The organism is Saccharothrix longispora (genome assembly GCF_031455225.1).
GTDB classification, from domain to species: Bacteria; Actinomycetota; Actinomycetes; order Mycobacteriales; family Pseudonocardiaceae; genus Actinosynnema; species Actinosynnema longispora.
In genome coordinates this window covers 3015507-3040794 of the sequence record NZ_JAVDSG010000001.1, presented here as the reverse complement: position 1 = coordinate 3040794, position 25288 = coordinate 3015507, and the positions used below count along the sequence as shown (strand labels likewise).

Annotated in this window: 23 protein-coding genes; 14 read left to right on the top strand and 9 right to left on the bottom strand. The window is 74.1% G+C overall.

Annotated features, from left to right (window positions below; all coding sequences use genetic code 11):
- Positions 1–9 precede the first annotated feature (9 nt).
- The 3 genes from J2S66_RS12360 (at position 10) to J2S66_RS12350 (ending at position 4398) form a co-directional block, all read left to right on the top strand.
- Complete coding sequence (locus J2S66_RS12360) at positions 10–1557, top strand: glycoside hydrolase family 43 protein (protein ID WP_310307103.1); 1548 nt, start codon at positions 10–12, stop codon at positions 1555–1557.
- Between the two features lie 356 nt (positions 1558–1913).
- Positions 1914–3272, top strand: a complete 1359-nt coding sequence (locus tag J2S66_RS12355) for a glycoside hydrolase family 10 protein (RefSeq protein ID WP_310307102.1) — start codon at positions 1914–1916, stop codon at positions 3270–3272.
- A gap of 139 nt (positions 3273–3411) precedes the next feature.
- The gene (locus J2S66_RS12350; protein ID WP_310307101.1) at positions 3412–4398 is read left to right on the top strand and encodes a LacI family DNA-binding transcriptional regulator; all 987 of its coding nucleotides are present in this window, start codon (positions 3412–3414) and stop codon (positions 4396–4398) included.
- On the opposite strand, the gene J2S66_RS12345 is transcribed toward J2S66_RS12350, so the two are convergent.
- The gene (locus J2S66_RS12345; RefSeq protein WP_310307100.1) at positions 4395–5384 is read right to left on the bottom strand and encodes a PaaX family transcriptional regulator; all 990 of its coding nucleotides are present in this window, start codon (positions 5382–5384) and stop codon (positions 4395–4397) included. The genes J2S66_RS12350 and J2S66_RS12345 overlap by 4 nt on opposite strands.
- A gap of 288 nt (positions 5385–5672) precedes the next feature.
- Between J2S66_RS12345 and J2S66_RS12340 the strand changes: the two genes are divergently transcribed.
- Positions 5673–6983, top strand: coding sequence for an extracellular catalytic domain type 1 short-chain-length polyhydroxyalkanoate depolymerase (locus J2S66_RS12340; RefSeq protein ID WP_310307099.1), 1311 nt, complete (start codon positions 5673–5675; stop codon positions 6981–6983).
- Positions 6984–7036: 53 nt separating this feature from the next.
- On the opposite strand, the gene J2S66_RS12335 is transcribed toward J2S66_RS12340, so the two are convergent.
- The gene (locus tag J2S66_RS12335; protein ID WP_310307098.1) at positions 7037–7465 is read right to left on the bottom strand and encodes a pyridoxamine 5'-phosphate oxidase family protein; all 429 of its coding nucleotides are present in this window, start codon (positions 7463–7465) and stop codon (positions 7037–7039) included.
- 46 nt (positions 7466–7511) lie between these two features.
- Positions 7512–8345 carry an NAD(P)H-binding protein gene (locus J2S66_RS12330; protein WP_310307097.1) on the bottom strand — a complete coding sequence of 278 codons (834 nt, stop codon included), beginning with the start codon at positions 8343–8345 and terminating at the stop codon, positions 7512–7514.
- A gap of 81 nt (positions 8346–8426) precedes the next feature.
- Between J2S66_RS12330 and J2S66_RS12325 the strand changes: the two genes are divergently transcribed.
- Positions 8427–9389 carry a cupin domain-containing protein gene (locus tag J2S66_RS12325; RefSeq protein ID WP_310307096.1) on the top strand — a complete coding sequence of 321 codons (963 nt, stop codon included), beginning with the start codon at positions 8427–8429 and terminating at the stop codon, positions 9387–9389.
- A gap of 243 nt (positions 9390–9632) precedes the next feature.
- On the top strand, positions 9633–10850 hold the full coding sequence (locus J2S66_RS12320; protein WP_310307094.1) for a GNAT family N-acetyltransferase: 1218 nt from the start codon (positions 9633–9635) through the stop codon (positions 10848–10850).
- Between the two features lie 88 nt (positions 10851–10938).
- Here J2S66_RS12320 and J2S66_RS12315 read toward each other — a convergent pair whose 3' ends face one another.
- Complete coding sequence (locus J2S66_RS12315; RefSeq protein WP_310307093.1) at positions 10939–11211, bottom strand: GlsB/YeaQ/YmgE family stress response membrane protein; 273 nt, start codon at positions 11209–11211, stop codon at positions 10939–10941.
- 156 nt (positions 11212–11367) lie between these two features.
- Between J2S66_RS12315 and J2S66_RS12310 the strand changes: the two genes are divergently transcribed.
- Complete coding sequence (locus J2S66_RS12310) at positions 11368–11667, top strand: DUF4190 domain-containing protein (RefSeq protein WP_310307092.1); 300 nt, start codon at positions 11368–11370, stop codon at positions 11665–11667.
- Positions 11668–11705: 38 nt separating this feature from the next.
- On the opposite strand, the gene J2S66_RS12305 is transcribed toward J2S66_RS12310, so the two are convergent.
- The 4 genes from J2S66_RS12305 to J2S66_RS12290 form a co-directional block, all read right to left on the bottom strand.
- The gene (locus J2S66_RS12305) at positions 11706–12038 is read right to left on the bottom strand and encodes a YciI family protein (RefSeq protein ID WP_310307090.1); all 333 of its coding nucleotides are present in this window, start codon (positions 12036–12038) and stop codon (positions 11706–11708) included.
- Positions 12039–12298: 260 nt separating this feature from the next.
- On the bottom strand, positions 12299–13444 hold the full coding sequence (locus J2S66_RS12300; RefSeq protein ID WP_310307089.1) for a glycosyltransferase: 1146 nt from the start codon (positions 13442–13444) through the stop codon (positions 12299–12301).
- Positions 13445–13522: 78 nt separating this feature from the next.
- Positions 13523–15433 (bottom strand): hypothetical protein, encoded by a 1911-nt coding sequence (locus J2S66_RS12295; protein ID WP_310307087.1) that lies wholly within the window; start codon positions 15431–15433, stop codon positions 13523–13525.
- A gap of 68 nt (positions 15434–15501) precedes the next feature.
- Positions 15502–16335, bottom strand: a complete 834-nt coding sequence (locus J2S66_RS12290; protein WP_310307085.1) for an SAM-dependent methyltransferase — start codon at positions 16333–16335, stop codon at positions 15502–15504.
- A gap of 262 nt (positions 16336–16597) precedes the next feature.
- On the opposite strand from J2S66_RS12290, the gene J2S66_RS12285 reads away from it, so the two are divergent.
- Positions 16598–18160 carry a sensor histidine kinase gene (locus J2S66_RS12285; RefSeq protein ID WP_310307084.1) on the top strand — a complete coding sequence of 521 codons (1563 nt, stop codon included), beginning with the start codon at positions 16598–16600 and terminating at the stop codon, positions 18158–18160.
- 7 nt (positions 18161–18167) lie between these two features.
- On the opposite strand, the gene J2S66_RS12280 is transcribed toward J2S66_RS12285, so the two are convergent.
- Positions 18168–19385, bottom strand: a complete 1218-nt coding sequence (locus J2S66_RS12280) for an erythromycin esterase family protein (RefSeq protein ID WP_310307083.1) — start codon at positions 19383–19385, stop codon at positions 18168–18170.
- Positions 19386–19496: 111 nt separating this feature from the next.
- Between J2S66_RS12280 and J2S66_RS12275 the strand changes: the two genes are divergently transcribed.
- From J2S66_RS12275 to J2S66_RS12250, 6 genes are all read left to right on the top strand, one after another.
- On the top strand, positions 19497–20216 hold the full coding sequence (locus J2S66_RS12275; RefSeq protein WP_310314768.1) for a MerR family transcriptional regulator: 720 nt from the start codon (positions 19497–19499) through the stop codon (positions 20214–20216).
- 42 nt (positions 20217–20258) lie between these two features.
- Entirely contained in the window at positions 20259–21794 is a 1536-nt protein-coding gene (locus tag J2S66_RS12270; protein ID WP_310307082.1) for a PucR family transcriptional regulator, read from the top strand.
- An 81-nt stretch (positions 21795–21875) separates the two neighbouring features.
- Positions 21876–23177 carry an NAD(P)/FAD-dependent oxidoreductase gene (locus J2S66_RS12265; protein ID WP_374726075.1) on the top strand — a complete coding sequence of 434 codons (1302 nt, stop codon included), beginning with the start codon at positions 21876–21878 and terminating at the stop codon, positions 23175–23177.
- A gap of 8 nt (positions 23178–23185) precedes the next feature.
- Complete coding sequence (locus tag J2S66_RS12260) at positions 23186–23380, top strand: hypothetical protein (RefSeq protein ID WP_310307081.1); 195 nt, start codon at positions 23186–23188, stop codon at positions 23378–23380.
- Between the two features lie 192 nt (positions 23381–23572).
- The gene (locus tag J2S66_RS12255; RefSeq protein WP_310307080.1) at positions 23573–24061 is read left to right on the top strand and encodes a GreA/GreB family elongation factor; all 489 of its coding nucleotides are present in this window, start codon (positions 23573–23575) and stop codon (positions 24059–24061) included.
- Positions 24062–24256: 195 nt separating this feature from the next.
- Complete coding sequence (locus J2S66_RS12250; protein ID WP_310307079.1) at positions 24257–25225, top strand: carbohydrate-binding protein; 969 nt, start codon at positions 24257–24259, stop codon at positions 25223–25225.
- The last annotated feature ends 63 nt before the right edge of the window (positions 25226–25288 follow it).

Below are 25288 nucleotides of genomic sequence, written 5' to 3'. Positions count from 1 at the left end.
AGGAAAACCATGACGTCACCGAAACCCGAACCACCGCACTACGACAACCCCGTCATCCCCGGGTTCCACCCCGACCCCAGCGCGTGCCGGGTCGGGGAGGACTACTACCTGGTCTGCTCCAGCTTCGAGTACTTCCCGGGCGTGCCGGTCTTCCACAGCCGCGACCTGGTGCACTGGCGGCAGATCGGCAACGTCCTGGACCGCCCGTCGCAGCTCCCGCTGCCGGCCGACGCGATGGCCTCGGACGGCATCTACGCCCCCACGATCCGGCACCACGACGGCCGGTTCTGGGTGATCACCACGAACACCTCGCACGGCGGCAACTTCACCGTCACCGCCGAGCGGCCCGAGGGGCCCTGGTCCGACCCGGTGTGGATCGACCTGCCCGGCATCGACCCCGACCTGGCGTGGGACGAGGACGGCAACTGCTGGTCCGCCTTCGCCGGCGCCCACGGGGCCGACTTCTTCGGCGTGCAGGTCGCCCGCATCGATCCCGAGGCCGGGAAGGTGCTGGAAGGGCCGCTGCCCGCCTGGGAGGGGACCGGGTTGCAGTGGCCGGAGGCCCCGCACCTGTACCGGATCGGGGAGTGGTGGTACCTGCTGATCGCCGAGGGCGGCACGGAACGCGGCCACACCGTGGCCGTGGCGCGGGCGCCCTCACCGCGCGGACCGTGGGAGTCCGCGCCGACCAACCCGGTCCTGAGCCACCGCAGCACCAACCGCCCGATCCAGAGCACCGGTCACGCCGACCTGGTCGGCACCCCGGACGGCCAGTGGTGGATGGTCCTGCTCGCCACCAGGCCGCGCGGGTACAGCCCCGGGTTCCACGTCCTGGGCCGGGAAACCTTCCTCACCCCGGTGCGCTGGGAGGACGGTTGGCCGCGCGTCGGTCCGGTGGAGCTGCGGGAGCGGGCGCCGGGCAGCCCGCGCCCCGTGGAGCCCGCCCCGAGGCGCGACGACTTCGACGCGCCCGAGCTCGACCCGCGCTGGATCTCACCGCGGTCGCGCCCGGACGGGTCGTGGTCGCTGACCGAACGGCCGGGGTGGCTGACCCTGCGCGCCACCGGTCCCACGCTGGACCGGCCGGGTTGCACCTTCGTCGGCCGGCGCCAGTCGCACCCCGAGAGCCGCACCACCGTCCTGCTGGACCCGGGAACCGGTCGCGCGGGCCTGTCGGTGCGCGTGGACGAGGCCCACCACTACGACCTGGAGGTCTCCGACGGCAGGGTCGACGTCGTCGCCCGCATCGGGCCCGTGCGCCAGACCACGGCCGGCCGGCCCGTGCCGCCGGGGCCGGTCATCCTGGAGATCACCACCCGGCACGTCCGGGAACTCCCACCGGACGACGCGGAGCCGAGGGGTCTCCACGTCGCCGCGCCGGACTACGTCGGCTTCCACGTCAACGGGGAGCCGCTCGCCGAGATCGATGGGCGGTACCTGTCCACGGAGGTCGCCACGGGTTTCACGGGCCGGGTGATCGGCATGTACGCGACGGGGGGCACCGCGTGGTTCGACTGGTTCGACCACGGCCCGCACGACGCCGCGGAAGGCCCGTGAGCCGTGTCCCCTGATCCGGCGGGAGGTGCTGAATGATGTCAGCGGATCGGAAGTTGCGCAGTTGTTTTCGAACAATTTCGATACTTCTGCATCGTCCTGATCGGTCAAGGTGCTGGTCAAGTCGCCTCACAGCGCAAGCGATGGGGACAGTTGTGCCCAAAAAACGTTCAGGCATGTGAAACTGGGGGTTGATCGACCGATCAGTTTCGGTTAATACTCGTAAAGGTTTCAGACCGAACGACGGGTGGTCACGAGAGTCCTCGACCACCTCGTGCCGAGCGGGCCGCCAGCCGCTCCGACCCGATCCCGTCCCGTCACCCGCTCCTGCGCGGGTGCTCCTCAGAAAGCGCTGAAACATGAAGCTGACAGCGAAGTCGGTCTCACGAGTCGCTCTCGTGTCCACCCTGGTGGCCGCAGCCGCGGGTGCCGCGGTCCTGGTCGCGACACCAGCCAGCGGCGCCGCCTCGACGCTCGCCGCGGCGGCGCAGCAGAGCGGCCGGTACTTCGGCACGGCCGTGGCGGCGAACAAGCTCTCGGACTCGACCTACGTGAACATCCTGAACCGGGAGTTCGACATGGTCACGGCCGAGAACGAGATGAAGATGGACGCGACCGAGCCGAGCCAGGGGCAGTTCAGCTACGGCAACGCGGACCGGATCGTGAACCAGGCGCGCAACCAGGGCAAGCGGGTGCGGGGTCACGCGTTGGCGTGGCACTCGCAGCAGCCGGGCTGGATGCAGAACATGTCGGGTTCGGCGTTGCGGCAGGCGATGCTCAACCACGTCACGCAGGTGGCGACGTACTACCGGGGCAAGATCTACGCCTGGGACGTGGTGAACGAGGCGTTCGCCGACGGTAGTTCCGGTGGGCGTCGTGACTCGAACCTGCAGCGCACCGGCAACGACTGGATCGAGGCGGCGTTCCGGGCGGCGCGGGCGGCGGACCCGAACGCGAAGCTGTGCTACAACGACTACAACACCGACAACTGGTCGCACGCCAAGACGCAGGGCGTGTACCGGATGGTGCAGGACTTCAAGTCGCGCGGGGTGCCGATCGACTGCGTGGGGTTCCAGGCGCACTTCAACAGCGGCAACCCGGTGCCGTCGAACTACCACACCACCCTGCAGAACTTCGCCGCGCTGGGCGTGGACGTGCAGATCACCGAGCTGGACATCGAGGGCTCCGGCTCGACCCAGGCCCAGCAGTACCAGGGTGTCGTGCAGGCGTGCCTGGCCGTGGCCCGCTGCACGGGCATCACGGTGTGGGGCATCCGCGACACCGACTCCTGGCGCGCGAGCGGCACCCCGCTGCTCTTCGACGGCAGCGGCAACAAGAAGGCCGCCTACACCTCGGTCCTCAACGCCCTCAACGCGGCCGACCCGACGGGCCCGACGACCACCGACCCGACCGGTCCCACCACTACCACCACCACCTCGCAGAACCCGGGTGGCGGCTGCACCGCGACGTACTCCGAGGGCCAGAAGTGGAATGACCGCTTCAACGGTCAGGTCACCGTTTCGGGGACCAACAACTGGGTCGTCACGGTCACCGTCAGCTCCCCGCAGCGGATCATCGCCACCTGGAACACCACCGCCACGTGGGAATCGGCCAACGTCATGACCGCGCGCCCCAACGGCAACGGCAACACGTTCGGCTTCACCATCCAGCACGGCGGCAACTGGAACTGGCCCACCATCTCCTGCCGGGTCGGCTGAACCGGCTGCGGGAGGGCCCGGTGCCACGGGCCCTCCCGCACCACCCCGGGTCCGTCCACCGCCTGTCCTCCGACCGGGGCGACCGCGCGTTCGAGCAGAGGGGACGGCAGTGGGGAACAGGATCAGCGGGGTGCCCGCGATGGGTGACGTCGCCCGGCTGGCCCGGGTGTCGCACCAGACGGTGTCACGGGTGCTCAACGGGCACCCGCACGTCCGGCAGCAGACGCGGTTGCGGGTCCGGGCGGCGATCGAGGAGTTGGGTTACCGGCCCAGCGAGGTGGCCCGCGCCCTGGTGACGGGCCGTTCGCGGTTCATCGGGGTGGTGGCGCACGACTCCACCCTGTACGGGCCGGCCTCGCTGCTCGCGGCCTTCGAGCAGGCGGCGGCCGAGGCGGGGTTCGTGGTCACGGCCCTGCGGGCGGACGTCCGGGACCGGGTGTCCGTGTCCAGGGCGCTGGAGTGGCACCGCGGCCGGCAGGTGGCGGGCATCGTCGTCATCGCGCCCACGGCACCGGTGCACGACGCGGTCGACACCGTCCGGTCCGGGACGCCGCTGGTGATGGTGGACGGCGACCCGGGGCGCTCGACGCCGACGGTCACCGTCGACCAGGTGGCCGGGGCCGCCGCGGCGACCCGTCACCTGCTCGACGCCGGGCACCGGACCGTGTGGCACGTCTCCGGCCCGCCGGACTGGTTCGACAGCGCGGGCCGCGTCCTCGGCTGGCGGTCGGTCCTGGAGGGCGCGGGGCGCGAGGTGCCGCCGGTCGTGCCCGCGGGGTGGAGCGCCGCGTCCGGGTACCGGGCGGGCCGGGAACTGGCGCTGATGCCCGACGTGACGGCCGTGTTCGCGGCGAACGACCACCTGGCGCTGGGCATCCTCCGCGCGATGCACGAGCGGGGCAGGCGGGTGCCGCGCGACGTGAGCGTGGTGGGCTTCGACGACGTGCCCGAGGCCGCCCACTTCATCCCGCCGCTGACCACCGTCCGCCCCGACTTCGACGCCGTGGCCCGCGATGCCCTGGCCCTGCTGCTGGCCCAGGCCGGCGGAGGTGCGGCGGGGGACGTCCCGCGCAGTCGCGAGCCGATGCTCGTGCCGCGCGACAGCGTGCGACCACCGGCGAACTAGGGCGCCCCGCCGGTCCGGCTCGGCGAGTGGCTCTCCTGGAGGCCGGTGACGAGGTCGGCGATGGTGTGCGCCCGGATGTCGTCGAGCGGCTCGGTGGTGAAGCGGCCCGCGACGGCGCGCACGTAGTCCTCGGCCGGGGCGGCGAGACCGTCGTAGACGGCGGCGAACAGGTCGCGGGCGGGTTCGCGGAGCCAGTCGGCGGGGAGGAGCCTCGCGGGCAGCCGGGGATCGAGGTAGGGCAGGCGGCGGTAGGTGTCCATGACCTCGGTGCGGGCGCGGACCGCGTCGGCGCCGGTGACCCCGGTGCCGCGCACGCGGTCGAGCAGCGGGCTCCAGCGCCCGATGAACACCTCGTACTGCTCGGCGACGGCCGCCGTGTCCCAGGCGTCGAGCGGGTTGCGGTGGATCACCGCGTCGAGGTCGACGTGCCTGGCGCGGAAGACCGTGACCGCGCCGAAGGTGAGTTCGACGAGGTGCTTCTTCGCCTGCTCGGTGAGGTCGTGCGGCGAGATCCAGAGGCCGTCGTACAGCGGGGCGTACCCGAGCCAGCGCAGGCGGCTGCGGAGTTCCCGCCGCCGGGCGACCTCGTCCTGGGGGAGCGAGAACGCGATCAGCGTCCAGTGCTCGTCCCACGTCCCCGCCCCGGCGTCGGAGGAGGCGATCGCCCGGCCGCCCGCGGACAGGACGGCGGCGGCGGACCGGCTCAACCGGTAGGAGCTGTTGCGGCCCCGCTTGCTGCCCTCCAGCACGCCGCGGCGGGAGAGTCGGCTGATGGCCGTCCGGGCGCCGGCGCTGGTCACCCCGGCCTCGGCGAGCAGTGCCACGATGGCCGCCGACGGCAGCCAGGCCCGGGTGCGCAGCGTGTAGTCCGCCAGCAGCGTCACCGCCAGGCCCTGCGGGGAGTTGCCGGACTGCCGCCGGGGGAGCCGGACCGGCCCCGCGGCGTCGTCCGGGAAGATCTCCTCGATGTCGTAAGGGCTAGTCACGGCGGCTCCGGCGGGCTCGGGCGGGCGGTCGCCACCGACTGTATTCGGCCCTGCGCGCGGCGCCCGGCGCGGTCAACCGAGACAGTCGATTGACAGTTTTATGGCCGGCGAGCAAGCTAAGTGTCATACGACAGGTGTGGGCCTGACCAGGCAGGACGAGATCGAGTACTGCTGTCGGCGGCGGTCCCCGTCGGGATCGCGAGCGGATGCCCACCCGTCGCACCGCCGGCACGCGCACACCCCCTCTCCACCGGTCGTCCGACCGCGCGCGACAAAGGAGTCAACCGCATGAAGATCACCCGAAGTCTCGTGCTCGCCGCAGCCGCGTCACTGGCCGTGGCCGGTCTCGCGACCACGGCGCCCCCACCCGCCTCCGCGGCGACGTTGACCGAGGTCACGGGCTTCGGCGACAACCCGGGCGGGATGCGCATGCACGTCTACGTGCCGGACTCCCGCCCGGCCAACCCCGGGATCGTGGTCGCCATGCACGGCTGCGGTGGTTCGGGTCCCGGCTTCTACTCGGGCAGCGAGTTCGCCTCGCTGGCCGACCGGCACGGGTTCGTCGTCGTCTACCCCAGCGCCGAGCAGCAGGCCGGGTTCGGCAAGTGCTTCGACACCTGGTCCGACGCGGCCAAGCGCCGCGGCGGCGGCAGCGACCCGGTCTCGATCGTGTCGATGGTGAACTACGTCCAGCAGCGCTACGGCGGCGACCCGAACCGCGTCTACGCCACCGGCTCGTCCTCCGGCGGCATGATGACCAACCACATGCTCGCCCTGTACCCGGACGTGTTCAAGGCCGGCGCGGCCTTCATGGGCGTTCCCTTCAACTGCTTCGCGAACGCCGCCGACTACCCGCCCGGCAGCAGCAGGTGCACGGGCGGCGGGGGCGCGAACCGCACCCCGCAGCAGTGGGGCGACGCGGTGCGGCAGGCGTACCCCGGCTACACCGGCACGCGCCCGCGCGTCCAGCTCTGGCACGGCACGAACGACACCCTCGTGCCGTACTCGCTGCTCCAGGAAGCGATCGAGCAGTGGACCGACGTGTTCGGCCTGAGCCAGACGCCGACGTCCACCGACACCCCGCAGACCAACTGGAACCGCCGCCGCTACAACGACGCCTCCGGCACCACCCGGGTCGAGGCGTACAGCGTCCAGGGCGCCGGGCACAGCCTGCCGTCCGCGGGGATGGCCGCGCGCGCCATCGCCTTCTTCGGCCTGGACGGGACCGGCGGCCCCACCTCGACGACCACGACCACCACGACGACGACCACGACCACGACGACCACCACGACCACCACGCCCGCTCCGGGTGGTTGCACCGCCTCGGTGTCGCTGAACTCGTGGACCGGTGGGTTCGTGGCGACGGTGAAGGTGGTCGCCGGGGCCTCGGCGCTGCGCGGCTGGACGGTCACCACGCCCCTGCCCACCGGCACGACGGTGACCAACGCCTGGGGCGCCAGGCGCAGCGGCAGCAGCGGCACGGTCGACTGGACCAACGTCGACTACAACGGCTCCGTCCCCGCCGGTCGTTCGGTGGAGTTCGGCTTCCAGGGAACCGGCACCGGCACCGGCATCACGCCGACCTGCGTCGCGAGCTGACCTCCGGCGGGTCCCCGCCCGCCGGGTACGGCGGGCGGGGACCCGCGCCGACGTCAGCTCACGTAGCGGCGCACGGTCTCCGGGTGGAGGACGAGGCGGACCCAGTCCTCGGCGGACAGCCCGGCGAGGTCGCCGGCGCGGGCCGGGTCGTCGAGGTCCCAGTAGCGGGCGGCCAGGCGGGCGCACAGGTCGTGCGCCCCGTCGGGCTCCACGGTGACGCGACCGGCGACCGACAACCAGCGCTCGCGCTCACCCACCGGAGCGGCGACGACGATCGAGGCGCGCGGGTCGCGGCGCAGGCGGCGCACCTTGACCGCGTCCGGGCTCGTGAAGAGCTGCACCGCGCCCCCGGCGGTGACCTCGAACCACACCGGTCGGGGTTGGGGCGGGGTGGGTCCCCCGGCCACGGACAGGAAGCCGTGCAGGGGGCGTCGGAGGAACTCCAGGTCCTCCGCGGTCAGCGCACTGGTGCCGGTGCTCATCGACGTCCTTCCCGTGGTCGAGGGGGAGCGGTCCCCGGTCGGTCCGTCATCCCCAGGCCCCCGCCGCCGCGGCCCGCACGACGTAGTCCTCGAAGGACCGGGGCGCCCGTCCCAGCACGGTGGCGACGTCGTCCGTCGTCGCGGCGAGCAACCCGCGTTCCATCAGCACGAACATCTCGGCGACGTGGTGCGCGTCGTCCTCGCCCCAGCCCGCCCCGACCAGGGACGCGGCGTACTCGGCAGGAGAGGTCCGCCGGTAGGTGACGGGCCGCCCGGACGCCCGCGAGATCAGCTCGACGGCCTCGCCGAAGGTGACGGCACGCGGCCCGGTCAGCTCGTAGACCCGTCCGGCGTGCCGTCCGCCCTCGCCCAGCACGGTGGCCGCGACCTCGGCGACGTCCTCGACGTCGACGAACGGCTCGGGCACCGCGTCGGCCGGGAGCGCCAGCTCCCCGGCGACCAGAGGGGCGTGGAAGAGGTCCTCGTCGAAGTTCTGGTCGAAGTTCGACGCGCGCAGGACGGTCCACTCCAGCGCCGAGCCGCGCACGGCGTCCTCCGCCGAGCGCATGTCCCGCCCGAAGTCGGAGTCGCCCCAGGTGTCGGCGCCACGCCCGGAGAGCAGGACCAGCCGCCGCACCCCGGCTGCCTCGGCGCGGGCCACGAACCCGTGCACCGGGCCCGGCACGGGCGGGGCCACCACGTAGACGGCGGCGACGTCCCGCAGGACCTCGTCCCAGCCGTCGGGGTCGGCCCAGTCGAAGCGGGTCGGGCTCGACCGGGAGGCGGTGCGCACCGGCGTGCCGCGCAACCGCAACCGGGCGGCGACCCGCCGGCCCGTCTTGCCGGTCGCGCCGAGGACGAGAGTGGTGCCGTTGTTCATGCCACCGAGTGAACACGACCTGATCGGACTGGCCCATAGGTGAGAAGCCGAACCACCTACGTGATCGTCTAACCTCGTGGGGTGGACGCGTTCAGTGACCTGATCCGCGGGGTGCGGGCCCACGGCTCGCTGTTCGGCAGCTCGACCCTGGCCCCGCCCTGGAACCTGCACTTCGTGGACGGCGCGCCGCTGACCCTGTGCACCGTCCTCACCGGGGAGGGCTGGATCGTGCCCGAGGGCCGCCCACCCGAACCGCTCCGCGCCCGCGAGACGATCGTCGTGCGCGGCCCCGCGACGTTCGCCTTCGTCGACGAGGTCGGCACCGGCGCCGAACCGGTCTCGTGCGGCGAGCACTGCGCGACGCCCGACCAGGGCGGCACCCGCTACCGGCTGGGCTGGAACGACACCGGGTGCGCCGCCGGCGGAGACGGGACGACCCTGATCGTCGGCGCCTACCCGGTGCGCGGCGAGATCAGCCGCCGCCTGCTCGACGCGCTGCCCGTGGTGCTCCGCGTGGACGCCGGCGGCACGGGCGACCCCGTGCTGGACCACCTCGCCGCCGAGGTCGCCGTCGACGCCCCGGGCCAGCAGGTGGTGCTGGACCGGCTGCTGGACTGGATGCTGGTCTGCACGCTGCGCGAGTGGTTCGACCGGCCGGACGGCCGCCCGCCCGCCTGGTGGGCGGCCCAGCGGGACCCGGTGGTCGGTGACGCGCTGCGCCTGCTGCACGCCGAACCGGCGGCGCCGTGGACGGTCGCCGCGCTGGCCGGCCGCACCGGGGTGTCGCGCGCGACGCTGGCCAAGCGGTTCACCGACCTGGTCGGCGAACCGCCGCTGACCTACCTGACCCGCTGGCGCATGACGCTCGCGGCGGACCTGCTGGTCGAGCGGGAGGCGGCGACGATCGCCGACATCGCCCGCACCGTGGGGTACGCCAACCCGTTCGGGTTCAGCGCGGCGTTCAAGCGGGTCCGGGGCACCAACCCGAGCGAGTTCCGGCGCGCGGCGACCGCCCCGGTCACCCGGGTCGGCTCCGACGCCTGACCAGTCCGGCGACGATCGGGCACCCGGCAAGTCCCTGGCACGACCCGATCGGCCGCCCTGGGCGTCCACTCCGGACGCAGCCTCCACCGCACCGCCGGTGGTCGTGCGGGACCGGGGAGCGCGCCCCCGGCGGCTCCCCGGTCACCCGTCCGGTGGTAATTCGCTTGACCCGAGCCCGGGGCGCGGCTGGACTGCGGCGGACACCACGCGTCGTGGTGCGCGCACCCGGAGGCAGCGCCGACGATGGAGATCCGTTCCACGACCGAGCAGGACCGCGACGTCTTCGTCGACACGCTCCTCGCCGCGTTCGCGCGCTTCCCGGAACCCCCGGCCGAGGACGGTGGCGGGACCTGGTGGTCGGCTCTGGAGATGGACCGCGGCCTGCTCGCCGTGACGGCGGACGGGCGGCCCGTCGGCACCGCCGCCGCGTACTCCTTCGAACTCACCCTGCCCGGCGGGGTGGTCGTCCCGACCTCGGGGGTGAGCGCCGTCGGCGTCCTGCCCACGCACCGGCGTCGGGGCGTGCTCAGCGCGATGATGCGGCACCAGCTCGCGGAGCTGAGGGCACGCGGCGAGTTCCTGTCCGTGCTGCTGGCCAGCGAGGCCACGATCTACCGCAGGTTCGGCTACGGGCCCGCGACCCACACGCAGCGGCTGACCGTGCAGCGCCACCGGGCCGCCCCGGCCCTCCCGCGCGCGGCGACCGCTGCCCAGGACCCCGGCTCGGTCGAGCTGCTGCGGCGTGCCGACTGCGGCCCGGTCATGGAAGAGGTCTACGACCGGTACCGCCGCGCGCAGCCCGGCGCGCTGTCCCGCCCGCACCGCTGGTGGGCGCTGGGCGCCGGGCAGTCCCCGACCGCCCGGACGCCGCGCCACGTCGCCGTCCACCGCGACGCCGACGGCGTGCCCGACGGGTACGCGAGCTACTCGCTCGACCCGCCCGACACCCTGGTCGTCGACGAGACCGTCACCACCGACGACGTCGCCTCCGCGACGCTGGCCCGGTTCGTGCTGGAGCACGACCTGGTCGCCCGGGTCGTGTTCCAGCACTGCCCGCCCGACCACCCGCTGCGCTGGCAGCTGGCGGACCTCCGCGCCGGGCAGCTGGGCGATGACAAGGACTGGCTCTGGGTCCGGCTGCTCGACGTCCCGCGCGCCCTGACCACCCGCGGGTGGTTCGCCGACGGCGAGCTGGTCCTCGACGTGGACGACCCGTTCCAGGGGGAACGCGGCCGTCACCTGCTCACCGTCCGGGGAGGCGAGGCGGCCTGCGTCCCGACGGACCGGGAGCCCGACCTGTCCCTGGACGTGAGCGACCTCGGCTCGGTCTACCTGGGCGGCACCACGCCGAGCACCCTCGTGCGCGCCGGGCACATCCGCGCCCACCACCCGGGAGCGGCCGCCCGCGCCGACGCCCTCTTCCGCGCCGAACGCCCACCGCACTGCCTGCACTGGTTCTGACCGCCCGCGCCGGCGCGACGTGGTGCGGACGAGCGTCGGGCCCGCCGGTCGGTCGACCGGCGGGCCCGAGTGCCGTGGTGGTGCGGTGTCAGCGGTGGGCGCGGTGGCTCCGCTTGGTGACGACGTGGTAGATGCCGAGCACGATCAGCGAGCCGAGGATGGCCAGCAGCCAGGTGCTCAGGTCGAAGAAGCTGCCGATGTCGGAGCCGAAGATCGCGCGGCCGATGAACCCGCCGAGGATGGCGCCGACGATGCCGAGCAGCATGGTGATGACGATGCCGCCCGGGTCCTTGCCGGGCATGACGGCTTTGGCGATGGCGCCGGCGATGAGACCCAGAACGATCCAACCCAGGATGCCCACGGTGCTTCCTTGTCCTCGTGCCACGCCGTCCCTGCGACGCGGCGTGATCGTTACCGTCACCGGGTTGCCCACCCCGCACGGATTTCACACCTGCGGTGGACGATTCGCGCGACGCGCCGACCGTCGTCGAGGCGGTCCGCGGTGGTCCATACTCGCGTGGCACTCGTCGTCGCGGAGAGGGGTTCGATGGGGTGGGAACGGCCTCCCGAGCATCACCGGGAAACGATCGGGCAGACCGATGTCCTGCCGGTGGTCGCGCTGGTCACGGCGTTCTTCCTCCCACCGCTGGGGGTCGTGCTGGGAGTGCTGGCGACCCGCGAGGCGCGTCGACACGGTGGTGGGCGAGGTCTGGCGGTGACAGCGGTCGTCGTCGGCGCGCTGGCGTCCCTCGTCTGGCTGATTTCCGTCGTGATGCCGGAGAAGTTCGCCCACGTCGTCTTCGTGCTCTTCCAGTGACGCGCGGGAGTCCCGCCGCAGCGCGTCGAGCACCGCGCCTACGGCGCCTCCCGCAGCGGCCAGACCTCGACGACGCCGTGCGCGACCGCGCACGGGGTCTTCGACGCGATCCGGACGGCCTCCTCCAGCGTGGCCGCCTCGATGACCGCGAACCCGGCGACCGGGAGGGCCGAGGACAGGAAAGGTCCGCTCTCCGCGGTCGTGCCGGCGCCGTCGTGGTTCCGCACCTGCACGGGCGCGCCGGCGATCCCCGTGGTTCCCCCCGTCGCGCGCAGGTGGGCGTCGTGGGCGTGCGCCTCGTCGAGCACGGACGCGTCGGTGCGGTCGTACCCCTCCTGGTCCCCGTACCCGATGGTCATGAACTTCGGCATGGCACTTCCCCCTCGATCGGTGTGGTCCGCCCGACGGTAGCGACCCGAGGGGGGAGCCGACACCGCGCGGAGACGCGTTACGCCAAGTCGGGCGACCACGTCCCGATCCGCCCGCGGCCGATCCCCCCGGTGCCCCGCCGGGGGTGAGCTGTTCGGCGTGGTGCCGGTGGCCGCCGCACTCTCCGGGCCGGCCGGCCGGACGATGCCGCCTGACCACGACCAGGACGGCGCGGTCAGGCGGCGGACGGTGCGGCGGACGGTCAGGTGTACTCGGGCAGGACGAGCGCCACGTCGTGCGGTGACGGCATGGCCGCCACCTCCTCGGCCATCGTCCTGACCGCGTCGAGCACCGCTTCGTCGGTGAGCAGGCGGCGTGCTTTGGCCGCGACCACCTCGGCGGTGAGGTCGGCGGGGAGCACCTGGTCGCCGAGCCCGGCGGAGGTCACCACGTCGGCGTTGCTGAACTGGTCCGCCCCCTGCGGCAGGACCAGGTGCGGCACGCCCGTGGCGAACGTGCCCATCGTGGTGCCGGCGCCGCCGTGGTGCACCACGAGGTCCACGTGCGGCAGGAGGTCGGCGTGCGGCAACCACGGCAGCACGAGCACGTTGTCCGGCGTCTCGCCCAGCGCGCCCACCGCGACGCTCGGACCGGTGGACACGATCACCCGCGTGCCGAGCGCGGCCAGGCCGGCGATGGCGGTGCGCAGCACCCGGGGGTCGCCGAACGCGGTGCCGAACGTCAGGTACACCAGCGGATCGCGGTGCTCGCGCACCCACGGCGGCAGCTCGCCCGGCTCGGAGAACGGCACCGGCCGCAGCGGGACGACGAGGGCCGGCGGCACCGGTAGCTCCGGGTCCTGCACCGACGGCGGGCAGATGTCGAGGTAGGGGTTGCCCAGGGACATGAGGTCGCCGTCGGGCAGGTCGACGCCCAGCTCCGCGGCGACCTCCGCCAGGTGGGCGCGCAAGACCTCGGGAGGTCCTGTCGGCCGCCACATCCGCCCGAACGAGTGGCACACCGCGGGCACGTCCGCGACCCTCGCGGCCAGTCCCGCGCCGGGGTTGGCCAGCTCGTGCACGACCAGGTCGGGTTTGCGGTCGGCGATGACCGGCGCCAGGTCGGCGGCGTGGCTGCGCGGCAGGATGGAGCCGAACACCCGTGACACCCGCTCGGGCCGGAAATCGGGCGCCTTGCGGGCCGCGGGGCCCGCGTCGGCGAGGTCGAACGCCGCGAGCATGTCCATGCCGTTGGCGACGTGGTCGATGCCGTGCGCGGTCACGGCGCGCTCGAACGGCGACGTGGTCGCGAACGTGACGTCGTGGCCCACCTCCCGGGCGGCGATCGCCAGCGGCAGGAGGGGATAGGCGTGTCCGTGTGAGCCGAGGCTCGAGAAGAGGATTCGCACCCGCACGAACGTAGTGAGTCGGCGTTCGCGGGAGGCGGGTTCGCCCGGTCGCCGGGTCGGCCCGCCGCCAAGCGTCGGCTACAGCGCCGGACCCGCCTCCAGCAGGGCTCCCACCGCCTGCCGCAGCGCCCGCAGGCGGTCCACGTCGGCGGGGCTCGCCGCGACGGGGCGGGCGTGCCCCGGGTGGTCGAGGACCGTCGAGGTGTCGGCGACGGCCAGGACCACCCGGCGGGCTTCCCGGGGGAGCCGCTCGTCGCCCGCGACGCGGAGCGCCGCGTCCAGGGCGCGCACGGACGCGTTGCGGAAGTGGTGCGACCACAAGCCCGTCCCGCCGTCGGCCAGCGCGATGGCGGCGGAGGCGAAACCGCGGCGGACGTAGGGCGGACGCGCGGGGGCCTCCACGATCGACTCGCAGGCGGCGGCCACGGGCGTGATCCGGCGCAACCGCGCGCGCACGAGGCACAGGGCGTGCGCGGCGTCGCCCGCCCCGGTGTCGCCGCCGTGCGCGAGGGGCAGGAGTTCCGCCTCGGCGGCGAGGTCGTCGTCCCGGTCGCGGGCCCACGCTCCCCGAAGGAGCAGGCGTGCGGGCAACGACCACGCGCGGGTGTCCCGTGCCACGACGTCGGCGACCTGCCGGCCGGTGTCGTCGCCCAGCGCGTCGAGCGCGGCCGCGTAGGTCACGACGGCGGGTGCGGCGCTCGTGTACGGGTCGGGTTCGACGACGAGGCGCGTGCGCCAGTCGCGGGCCAGGGGAGCGAGGTCGCGCGCCCGCAGCGCCCCGGCGCCGTGGAGCAGTTCGAGCAGCACGGCGACCGCGGGCTCGTCGAGGTCGGTCCGCGCGAGTGCCGCCCGCAGCCCGTCGAGGTGCCGGTCGACCAGGGTTTCCCGCAGCTCGACCGCCGCATCCCGGCCGGCCCTGGCGGTGGGGTCGAACCCGGGGCTGGGCGGGAGGCCGAGGGCGGCGCGGGCGCCGTCGACCGCGTCGGGCCACGGGTCCGCCGGGTCGGTGACGGGAGTCCTGGTCCAGTGGTCGGCGACGACGACCCGCAGCCACGGCGGCACCTGTTCGTCGCGCAGGGCGGCGAGGGCGTGCTCGCGCCGCTGACCGCCGAGGCGCGCGACCAGGCCGGCCGCGGCGGCACGGGTGTCCCCGCCGGCGGCGTCGACCTCCGCGGCCAGCTCGACGGCGGCGGCCACGGGGTCCGCGCCGGTCTGTTCCACGAGGTCGAGGTAGACGCCCGTGTCGCGCCCGCCGAGCGCCGCCGCCCGCGCCGTCCGCAGCGCCTCGGGGTCGTTCCAGGCGCGCAGGAGCGCGCCGTCGGCCCGACCCCGGGCGGCCAGCGCCGAAGCCGCCTCCCGGGACCTCGCGTGGCCGACCCTGAGCGCGTGCGAGACCACGGCCGGGGCCTCGGACCCCAGCGCCTCCAGACCTCCCGGCGAGCACGCGACGTCGAGGTCGTCGTCGGTCAGCGCACGGCGCAGGCGCAGTGCCCGCACGGCGGGCGCCAGGAGGTCCCGCATCCCGGTGTGTGCGACCACCTCGTGGAGGAGTGCCCGCTCGCCGTCGCGCAGCGGCGCGAGCAGTTCGTCGCCCAGCACGGCCAACCGCGTCCGCCACTGCTCCGCGAGAGCCGGGTCCACCCGCGCGGGAGCGGCGTCCCGGTGCAGCACGAACACCTCGCCGTCGGTGCGTCCACCGAGGACCGCGAACCCGCGCGGCTCCAGGTCCGCCAGTGCCCGCGCCACGACCGCCCGGTCCCCGCCGAAGAGGACCCGCTGCGGTCGCACGAGGGCGCCCGCGCCGTCGAACCCGTCGGCCTGGGTGTGCCACCCGACGTACGGGTGCGACGCGGGCAGCCCGCGCCGCGCGAGTTCGGCCCGGGCCTCGTCGTGGACCTCGTCGCGCATGACCAGGCGGGGGCCCGGTTCGACGAACACCACTCCCGGCGCGGCGCGGAGGACACCGAGGACCACGGCTTGATCGGACATGCGGGACAGCCTAGGCACCGGGGTCCGGCCGACGGGGCACCGGCGCGGTCAGGGGGTGTCCTGCCGGATCAGGGCTTCACGCCGAGCGCGGCGACGATGCAGTGACCGGCCGCGGGGAGGGTGGTGCGCGGTCCGTCCGGCCACCACTCGTCCGCGACGACCAGGCCGGGGTCGAGCAGTTGCAGGCCGTCGAGCATCGGCATGATCTCGTCGCGGGTGCGGAAGTAGCCGCGGTTGATGCTGCTGTTGAGGATTCCCTGGACGCGGCGCGCGACCTCGCTGTTCTCGTCCTCCGGGTCGAAGAAGTGGCTGAAGACCACGTACGAGCCGGACGGCAGCGCCTCGACGTAGCGCCGCATGACCTCCACCGCGGTCCGGGGGTCCGGGTCGGGGTGGTGGTGCAGGGTCGCGACCTGCATGAGCGCGATCGGACGGGTGAAGTCGATCTTGGATCGCACCACCTCGTGGTCGAGCACCTGCGGCGGGTCGAAGATGTCGGCGGCGATGAAGGCGGTGTTGTCGTTCTCCTCCAGCAGCGCGCGGCCGTGCGCGAGGACCACGGGGTCGTTGTCCACGTACACCACGACGGCGTCGGAGTCGAGGCGCTGCGCGACCTGGTGGGTGTTCTCGGCGGTGGGCAGGCCCGACCCGCAGTCCAGGAACTGCTGCACGCCCGCGTTCACCGCGAGGTAGCGGACGGCGCGGATGAGGAACTTGCGGTTGGTCACCGCGATGCTCGCGACCTCGGGGACGGCGGCGTTGAGCTGGGCGAGGAGTTGGCGGTCGATCTCGTAGTTGTCCTTGCCGCCCAACGCCGCGTCGTAGGCCCTGGCCACGCTCGGGATCGTGGTGTCGATGGCGGATGACGTCGGGATCACCCTGCTGTCGTCCTGGTCGGTCATGGGGAACCTCTTGCTCGGGGACGTCGTGCGCGAGCCGTCACCGTATCGTCACGCGCCCCGCCGTCATCCGGCCGGCGCGGCCCGCGCCGGCCGGTCGGTTGTCTATCCTTCCGCTGTCGCCGGACCCGGTGGCCGCACGAGCCGTCGCCGGCCTCGAAGGGTGGATGCGGTGTCCTCGCACGCTGTTGGCACGGTGCCCGAGCACGACGGTCCGGCCGCGGTGCCGCCTCGCCGTCCCGGCGCCACCGGCGGGTGGCAGCGCATGACGGTCCAGGCGTGGTTCTTCGCGCTCCTGGCGGTCATGGGTGTGGTGGTCGTGGTGGGCGCGGTGATCGGCGCGGAGGTGCTGCGGCACACCGCCGAGGTCTCCGACCAGCAGTCGGAGCACATCCAGCCCGCCAGGGCAGAGGCGTACCGCCTGCAGAACGCGGTGGTGGACCAGGAAACCGGCGCGCGTGGTTACGCCGTCACCGCCGACCCGCAGTTCCTCACCCCCTACACCGAGGGCGTCCGGGCCGAGCGCGAGTCGGTCGACCGGTTGCGGGAGCTGCTGGTCGGCCGCGAGCCGCTGCTGGCGGACGTGACCGCCGTCCAGGAGGCCATCGCGGGCTGGCGCCGCGAGTACGCCGACCCGTTGATCGCGGGCGTGGTCGAGGGCGCGCCGAAGCCGGTGGACGTGGCGTCCGCCGAACGGGGGAAGGTCGCGTTTGACAGCCTGCGCCGCCTGTTCGCCGACCAGGACGAGCACCTGCGCCAGGCGTTGGCGGACGGCCGGGCGGAGCTGCTCGACGCGCGGTCGGCGCGCAACTGGGTGCTCGGCCTCGTGGTGCTGGTGCTGGGACTGGCCGGGACCGCCGTCGCCGTCGTGGTGCGCGTGCTGGTCGTGCGGCCGCTCGACCGGCTGCGGTCCACGTCCCGGAGGATCGCCCAGGGCGAGTTCGACCTGCACATCGTCCCGCACGGCCCGGCCGACCTGCGCGCGGTAGCCGAGGACGTGGAGGCCATGCGCGAGCGCATCGTCGAGGAGCTGGCGCAGGTGCGCGTCCGGGAGGAGCTCCTGGTGGAGCAGGCGGCGGTGCTGGACGCCCGCGCCGAGGAGCTGCGCCGTTCCAACGGGGAGCTGGAGCAGTTCGCCTACGTCGCCTCGCACGACCTCCAGGAGCCGCTGCGCAAGGTCGCCTCCTTCTGCCAACTGCTGGAGAAGCGCTACGGCGACCGGTTGGACGAGCGCGGCGTCCAGTACATCGGGTTCGCCGTCGACGGCGCCAAGCGCATGCAGGTGCTGATCAACGACCTGCTGACGTACTCGCGCGTCGGCCGCGTCAACCGCGGCAAGGAGCGGATCGACCTCGACCGCACCCTGGACGAGGCGCTGCGCAACCTCGGCGCGGCGATCGAGGAGAGCGGGGCCGCCGTCGAGCGCCCCGCCGACCTGCCCGCCGTGACCGGCGACCTCACGCTGCTGGTGATGCTGTGGCAGAACCTCGTCGGCAACGCCGTGAAGTTCCACCGCCCGGACCAGCCGCCGCTGGTGCGCGTGACGTGCGAGCCGGCCACCCTGGTGGACGGCTCGCCGGCGTGGGAGCTGGCCGTCACCGACAACGGCATCGGCATCCCCGCCGAGTACGCCGAGAAGGTGTTCGTCATCTTCCAGCGCCTGCACGCACGCGACACCTACACCGGGACGGGCATCGGCCTGGCCCTGTGCAAGAAGATCGTCGAGCACCACGGCGGTGCGATCGCCCTGGACACCGGGCACACCGAGGGCACCCGCATCCTCTTCACCCTGCCCGCCACGGACACCGGGGCGGAGGACGCCGCCTGAGCAGGCGTCACCAGTACCGGTGACGCCTCCCGTCGGTGTCGGCGATGAAGACGACCGCGTCGGCGCCGGCCACGCCCGCCGGGTCGAGCGGGACGTGGCCGGGCACGATCGGTTCACCCGCGGTGGTCGACGGGGGGAGCGCGTCGAGCAGGGCCCGCGCCGGGAACAGCGCGCGACGGGTGGTCGCCTCGGCCAGCGCGCCCTGGAGGGTGCCCGGAACGCCGCGCGGGTTCGCGTCGGTCGCCACGAACGCGTAGTCCTCGCCGAGGGTGAGCGCGACGAGCGCCCCGGCGCCGCACCAGCTCACTTCGTCCTCGCCGAGCCGCATGCCGGCCCGCGCGCGCTGGAGGTGCGCGTTGTGGGCGAACACCAGGACCGGCCCGCGCCGCCGCTCCCGGGCGACGATCGCGAGCAGGTTCTCGGCCATCATCTCGGCGCGCACGCCGAGCAGGGTCGCGAGGCGGTCGGGTCCCGGTTCGGCCATCGCCGCGTGGTAGCGCAGCAGGCCCAGCGCGGTGCGCGCGTGCGCGGCGGCCAGGTCGTAGCCGTCCGGGTCCACCGGTCGCAGGAGCGGCGCCGCGCGGCGCAGCGCACTGGCGAGGTCGTCGGCGACGACGCGCAGGGCGCGGGCGCGGTCGGAGTCGCCGACGGACGCCGACGGGTCGTGCACGACCGCCTCGTTCGCCCACTCGGCGTCGTCCCCGAGCAGCGCGTCGAGGTCGCGGACCGACTTCGGCCGCAGCGCCGCGGGCAGGTGGTCGCGGACCGCGAACAAGGAGCGGCGCGGGCTGGGCGCGGTCGCGGACTCCGTCGGCGCGTCGAAGCCGTGGAAGCGGACCCGGTCGTGCGGCTCGCGGTCCGCGTTGTGCGCGCGGAGCTGTTCGACCAGTTCGCGGTTGCCCGGCACGCGGCCGAACCCGTGGCTGAACCCGGTGGCGAGCACCGCGTCGATCCCCCCGTCCGCGCCGCCCGCGTAGTCGTCCACGACGGACGCGGCGAAGAAGTCGGTCTCCAGCACGATCGACCGGTACCCGCGCTCCACCAGGTGCGCGAGGAGTTCGTTGCGCAGCAGCGGGAACGCCTCGATCCCGTGGGTGGGTTCGCCGAGGGCGAGCACGGCGGGCGGCCGGGCCCGCGCGGCGAGCAGGTCGTCGACGGCGCGGCCCAGGCTCGCCGGGTCGTCGAGTTGGCGGCCGATCCGGCGCAGTGCGGTGGCAGTGGACACGAACACCCCTTTCGGAAGGAACTGCCCTCGACGGTATCGTTGAAGATCCGTTTGAAACTTGGACAGCTCCCACCTGGGATCGAGGGCCGCGAGCTTCACAGGAGGTGTGTGCTGAGACCCGTCGACCTGGCCCGGGAGCACGGGTTGTCCGCGCAGGCGGTCCGCAACTACGGCGACGCCGGCGTGCTCCCGCCGACCGAGCGCGGCGAGACCGGCTACCGCCGCTACACACCCCTGCACGCGCAGGCCTTGCGCGCCTTCCTCGCGTTGCGCCGGGGGCACGGGCACCAGCGGGCGACGGAGATCATGCGCGCGACCAACCAGGGCGACACCGAGTCCGCCTACCGGCTCGTCGACGCCGCGCACGTCGAACTGCTCGCCGAGCGCGACACCCGCGCCGAGGTCGCGGCGGCCCTGGGCGGCCTCTCCGGCGCGGCACCCGCCCCGGTCGACGGGCGACCGCTGACCGTGGGCGAGTTGGCGCGCCGGATCGGCGTGCACCCGGCCACGCTGCGGGCCTGGGAGGCCGAGGGCGTCCTGCGCCCGGAACGGGACCGGGCCACCGGCTACCGCGAGTACGGGCCGGACTGCGTGCGCGACGCCGAGGTCGCCCGGCAGCTGCGCCGGGGCGGCTACCCGCTGCGCCACGTCGCGCGGTTCGTCGAGTCGCTGCGCGAGGCGGGCGGGGCGGACGCGTTGCGCGTCTTCCTCGACTCCTGGCAGGACCGGTTGACCGCGCGCAGCCGCGACCTCCTCGCCGGCGCGGCGCACCTCGACGCCTACCTCACCCTGCTCGACCGGGCGGGACGGGCGGCGTGCCCGCCGCCCTGACCGGCGGTTACGGTGGGTGGCGGGTGTCGGACAGGGGTGCGCATGATCAGGTTGGACCGCATGGTGAACGTGCTCGGCGGCTACGGCGTGCGGGTGGCGTGCTGCCCGGTGCCGCGGTCGACGGAGCTGCGCAGCGTGGTGCTGCGCGAGTCCACCGACGCCCGGGCGGTCGACGGGGACGTCTTCCTGGCCGTGGGCGCGGGCTCGGTCCCCCGGGCCGTGGAGTGGGCGGTGGCCGCGCGGGCGAGCGCGGTGCTGGCGCACGGTGACGACGAGGCGGCGGGGGAGGCCGCCGCGCTGGGGGAGGCCGCCGGGATCGCCGTGCTGGTGGTCGACCCGTCGGTGTCCTGGAGCCAGTTGGCCGGGGTGGTCTACGGCCTGGTGCTGGAGGGCCGGGAGACCGAGTCCGGGCGGGGGCCGACCGACCTGTTCGCGCTGGCCGACAGCCTGGCCGGCGCGGTGGGCGGCGCGGTGACCATCGAGGACCGGTCGTCGCGGGTGCTGGCGTACTCCAGTTCGCAGCAGGGCGCCGACCGGGTCAGGCTGGAGACGATCCTGGGCCGGCGGGTGCCGGACGGGCTGCGGGGGCTGTTCGAGGCGCGCGGGGTGTTCGCGCACCTGACCGCCCACGACGAGCCCCTGTTCGTGGAGCGGGACCCGGAGCACGGCCTGACCGGGCGCATGGTGGTGGCCGTGCGCGCCGGTCGGGAGCTGCTGGGATCGGTGTGGGTGACGTGCGGCGCCCCGTTGACCGGGGTGTCGCGGGCGGCGCTGGCCGACGGCGCGCGCACCGTGGCGCTGCACCTGCTGCGCTCCCGCGCCAGTGCCGACCTGGAGCGCCAGGTCGAGTCCGACCTGACGCTGCGCCTGCTGGAGGGGACCGCCGACGCCGCCACGGTGCTCAGCAGGCTCGGCCTGCCCCGGGAGCAGCTGCGGGTCATCGCCGTGCGGGCGCACATCGCCGCCGAGCGGCACGCCGCGCTGCTGCTGGCCTTCGAACGGGCCACCACCGGTTTCGGCTGGTCACGGCCGGGGCGCAGCACCCTGGCGGGCAGCACCCTCTACACCGTCCTGCCCGGCGAGCGGGCGGACTCGGCCCGCGAGTGGGTGGCGCTGCTGCGGGCCGCGCTGCCCGCCGAGGTGACGGTGACCGCCGGCATCGGGGGGACCGCCCCGGCGACCGACCTGCCCGCGAGCAGGCAGGAGGCCGACGAGTGCCTGGCGCTGCACGAAGCGCGCCCGCCCGATGCGGAGCCCCCGGCGTACGACGAGTCCTGGGACGACATCCTGCTCCAGCGGTTGCGCGCCGCGGCGCGGGCCGGTCGGACGCCGGCGCGGGGACCGGTGACCGAGTTGCGCCGCCACGACGAGCAGCACGCGACCCACTACGCGGCGACGCTGCGCGCCTGGCTGGAGTGCCAGGGCGACCTGAGCGGGGCGGGTGACCGGCTGGGCGTGCACCCGAACACGATCCGCTACCGGCTGCGCAAGATGGCCGAGGTGACCGCGCTCGACCTGGACGACCCGCGCAAGCGACTCGCCATGATCATCGACCTCGCCGCGGCCGAGAACGGCTGACCGACGCCGCTGTCGGCTTCCGACAAAGGGCCGTGCCCGAATTGTCGGCTGCGGACAACAGGTCGGTGCGTCCTCCCGGCGATGCTGGCTTCGACAGCAGCACTCGTCCTGGTGGAGGTGGTCGTGGTCGACGTGGAGCGCATCGACGGCGGGCCGCGATCGGCGGTCGTGGTCGGCGCGGGGATCGTGGGTCTGTCGACCGCGTGGTTCCTCCAGGAGCGCGGCGTCGAGGTCACCGTGGTCGACCGCACCTCGATCGCGGCCGGCGCCTCGTGGGGCAACGCCGGCTGGATCGCACCAGGCCTGGCGATCCCGCTCAACGAGCCGTCCGTGCTGCGCTACGGCCTGCGGTCGCTGCTGCGACCGGACGCGCCCCTGCACGTCCCGCTGACGGCCGACCCGGGGCTCTGGTCGTTCCTGGCGAGGTTCGCGGTGAACTGCCGGTGGTCGTCGTGGACCCGGGCGGTGGCGGCCAACCTGCCGCTCAACCAGGAGGCCGTCGAGGCGTTCGACGTGCTCACCGCCAACGGCGTCGACGCCACCGCGGTCGACGCGCCGATCACCGCCGCCTTCGGGACGCGCCGGCAGGCGGAGGGGCTGCTGCGGGAGCTGCGCAGGATGTCCGACGCCGGGCAGCCCGTCGACCACGTCGAACTCGACGCCGACCGGTTGCGCGAGCACGTCCCCCTGGCCTCGTCGACCCTCACCGCCGGGGTCCGCGTCGACGGGCAGCGCTACACCGACCCCGGGGCCTTCGTGCGGGCGCTGGCCCGCGCCGTGGTCTCCAGGGGGGCGACGGTCCGCCTGGTCGAGGCCGTCGACATCAGCTCCCACGCCACGGGGGTCACGGTCCACCCCCGCAGCGGCCGGGCCGTGACCGCCGACGTGGCGGTCGTGGCCACCGGCGCGTGGCTGTCGCGGCTGGCGCGCCGGTGGGGCGTGCGCGTGCCGGTGCGCGCGGGGCGCGGGTACTCGTTCACCGTGCCGGTCGAGCGCCCGGTGCCCGGCCCCGTCTACCTGCCGGACGTGCGCGTGGCGTGCACGCCCTACCAGGACGGGCTGCGGGTTGCGGGCACGATGGAGTTCCGCGACCCCGACGCCCCGGGCGTCCACGCCCGGCTGGAGGCGATCACCGCCTCCGCCCGACCGCTGCTCGACGGCGTGCGCTGGGACGAGCGCCGCGACGTGTGGGTCGGCCCGCGCCCGGTCACACCCGACGGGCGCGCCCTGATCGGCGCGGTGCGCGCCCCGCACGTCTACGTCGCGGGCGGGCACGGCATGTGGGGGCTGGCCCAGGGGCCGGTCACCGGGCGGCTGCTGGCCGAGCAGATCACCACCGGGAAGCAGCCCGACGCGTTGCGGGCGTTCGACCCCCTGCGCTGAGGAACCGCATGGACACCACGGACCCCGTCCGGGACGGCCGCGCCGCGCTCACCGACGAGGAGCGCGAGGAGCTGACCTGGTTGCGGGCGGAGAACGCCTTCCTGCGCGTCCAGCGCGACGTGCTCACCCGCATCGCCACCGACTACGCCCACGACATCGAGGTCATCCTCGGCCGCCGCGCCACCGGAGCCTCCCGCCGCTGACCACCGCCCCACCGACCACCTGTCCCGTCCGAGGAGCCGGCGCCGAACGAGTACCCGGCACCACGGACACCTCCGCCGTCAGGGCGGCGCCGCCCCTCCCGGCCGCCCTGACGGCACCCACCCGTCCGCACGACCCGCTCGCACGACCCGTGCGACCGGTCCGCCGATCGAGCACACGACCACGAGGCCACCATGACCAGCACCCATCCCGGCACCCGACGCGTCTGGCTGAGCCCCGACGCCCACCAGCGGCTGCGCACCGAGCTCGCCGGCCTGGTCGCGGCGGGCGCCGCGCCGGTCCACGACGGGACCGGCGCGGACGAGGAGCGCGACGCGGTGCCGCGCAGGCAGCGCGAGGAGCGCATCCGCGAGATCCGGGAACTGCTCAACGTCGCCGTGGTCGGCCAGGACCCGCCCGACGACGGCGTCGCCGAACTCGGCATGGTGCTCACCGTCCGCTACGACGACACCGGTGACGTCGAGACCTTCCTGCTGGGCCTGCGCGCGGTCGAGCACGGCGACGTCGAGGTCTACTCCCCGGACTCGCCGCTGGGCGCGGCCCTCACCGGCGCGCGCCCCGGGGACCAGCGCACCTACCGCGCCCCCAACGGCAACACCATCCGGGTCACCCTGCTCGACGCCGTGCCCCACGGCCACCACCGGGCCGCCGGCGCGTCGTGACGCGCACCCGCCGACCACCGCGCCCACCGGTGCGGTGGTCGGCAGGTGCGGAGGACAAGCGGCCGATTGACCTCTAGCCACGATCACGGGACCTCGACAGGCTCAGGGGTACCGCAGTGTCCTGGGGGGCACCCACGTGCGTCACTCGCGTGCTTCTTCTCTGCGGTGAGCCGAGTTCCTGTCGAAAGGGCAACCGTGGCCATCTCGTCCTCATCACCCCTCTTACGTGGGGCAGCCGTCGCGCTGCTCGTCGCCGGCGCGCTGCTCGCGCCCGCCGCCGCCGCTTCATCGTCCACATCGGACAAACCGGCCGCCGCGACTCCGTCACCCGACTCCCCGGTCAGCGACCGGGCCGTGCCCGCCCTGCGCGGCGATGCCGCCCGCACGGCGACCGCTCCCATGGTCGACGAGCGGCTCCGCAAGCGGGAGGCGTCCCGCGACGCCGCCCGCACCTCCGGCACCACGACCATCACGCCGTGGGCCGGCGCGCTGCACGTCGTGTGGGGCGCGTTCCCGAACGTCTCGTCCGACGGGGCGCAGGCCACCCACTCCATCAACCCGGGCATCAGCATCCCGCCCGGCAACCCGGACATCGTGTACGCCCCGACGCTGGTCCCGAGCGGCAAGTCCTGCATCGAGGTGACCACGTTCTACTGGCAGGGCGGCAACGGCGTCGGCGCGTGGGACTGGTGCGCGGCCTCGCCGGGGTTCGCCGCCGTCGCCTGGATCGACTCCAACTTCGTGAGCACCTACACCACGCCGTTCCAGGGGCTGCCCGCCTACACGGTGCTGGACGTGCAGACCAACGCGGTGACCAACTCCTGGACCGCCTACCTGTACAACTACACCACCTCGTCCTGGGACGCGCTGTTCACCAGCGCCGACACCGCCAAGCTGAGCGAGACGCACGGCGGCTGGGACATGTTCGAGGTCTACACCGAGTACAACGCCGCCACCGGTGAGGGCTACTACTGCACGGAGACCTACGGCACCCAGTACCACGCCGCCAACCTGCAGATCAAGGTCGGCGGCACGTGGAGCGCGTTGACCACGAGCAACTCGTCGGTAACACCGCCGGGCAGCGTGAACAGCACCGACTTCGGCTGCTACGGCCTGTCGTTCACCCTCCAGACGGCCAACAGCCACTGGCAGGTGACGCACTGACACCCGCCGAGCCGGACCGCGTGACCTGAGTTCACCCGGCCGGGCCCGCGACGGGCCCGGCCG

Coding starts and splice junctions, on each gene's coding strand:
- J2S66_RS12360 (WP_310307103.1), top strand. CDS start 10: ATGACGTCACCGAAACCCGAACCACCGCACTACGACAACCCCGTCATC.
- J2S66_RS12355 (WP_310307102.1), top strand. CDS start 1,914: ATGAAGCTGACAGCGAAGTCGGTCTCACGAGTCGCTCTCGTGTCCACC.
- J2S66_RS12350 (WP_310307101.1), top strand. CDS start 3,412: ATGGGTGACGTCGCCCGGCTGGCCCGGGTGTCGCACCAGACGGTGTCA.
- J2S66_RS12340 (WP_310307099.1), top strand. CDS start 5,673: ATGAAGATCACCCGAAGTCTCGTGCTCGCCGCAGCCGCGTCACTGGCC.
- J2S66_RS12335 (WP_310307098.1), bottom strand. CDS start 7,465: ATGAGCACCGGCACCAGTGCGCTGACCGCGGAGGACCTGGAGTTCCTC.
- J2S66_RS12330 (WP_310307097.1), bottom strand. CDS start 8,345: ATGAACAACGGCACCACTCTCGTCCTCGGCGCGACCGGCAAGACGGGC.
- J2S66_RS12320 (WP_310307094.1), top strand. CDS start 9,633: ATGGAGATCCGTTCCACGACCGAGCAGGACCGCGACGTCTTCGTCGAC.
- J2S66_RS12305 (WP_310307090.1), bottom strand. CDS start 12,038: ATGCCGAAGTTCATGACCATCGGGTACGGGGACCAGGAGGGGTACGAC.
- J2S66_RS12295 (WP_310307087.1), bottom strand. CDS start 15,433: ATGTCCGATCAAGCCGTGGTCCTCGGTGTCCTCCGCGCCGCGCCGGGA.
- J2S66_RS12290 (WP_310307085.1), bottom strand. CDS start 16,335: ATGACCGACCAGGACGACAGCAGGGTGATCCCGACGTCATCCGCCATC.
- J2S66_RS12285 (WP_310307084.1), top strand. CDS start 16,598: ATGACGGTCCAGGCGTGGTTCTTCGCGCTCCTGGCGGTCATGGGTGTG.
- J2S66_RS12270 (WP_310307082.1), top strand. CDS start 20,259: ATGATCAGGTTGGACCGCATGGTGAACGTGCTCGGCGGCTACGGCGTG.
- J2S66_RS12265 (WP_374726075.1), top strand. CDS start 21,876: ATGCTGGCTTCGACAGCAGCACTCGTCCTGGTGGAGGTGGTCGTGGTC.
- J2S66_RS12260 (WP_310307081.1), top strand. CDS start 23,186: ATGGACACCACGGACCCCGTCCGGGACGGCCGCGCCGCGCTCACCGAC.
- J2S66_RS12255 (WP_310307080.1), top strand. CDS start 23,573: ATGACCAGCACCCATCCCGGCACCCGACGCGTCTGGCTGAGCCCCGAC.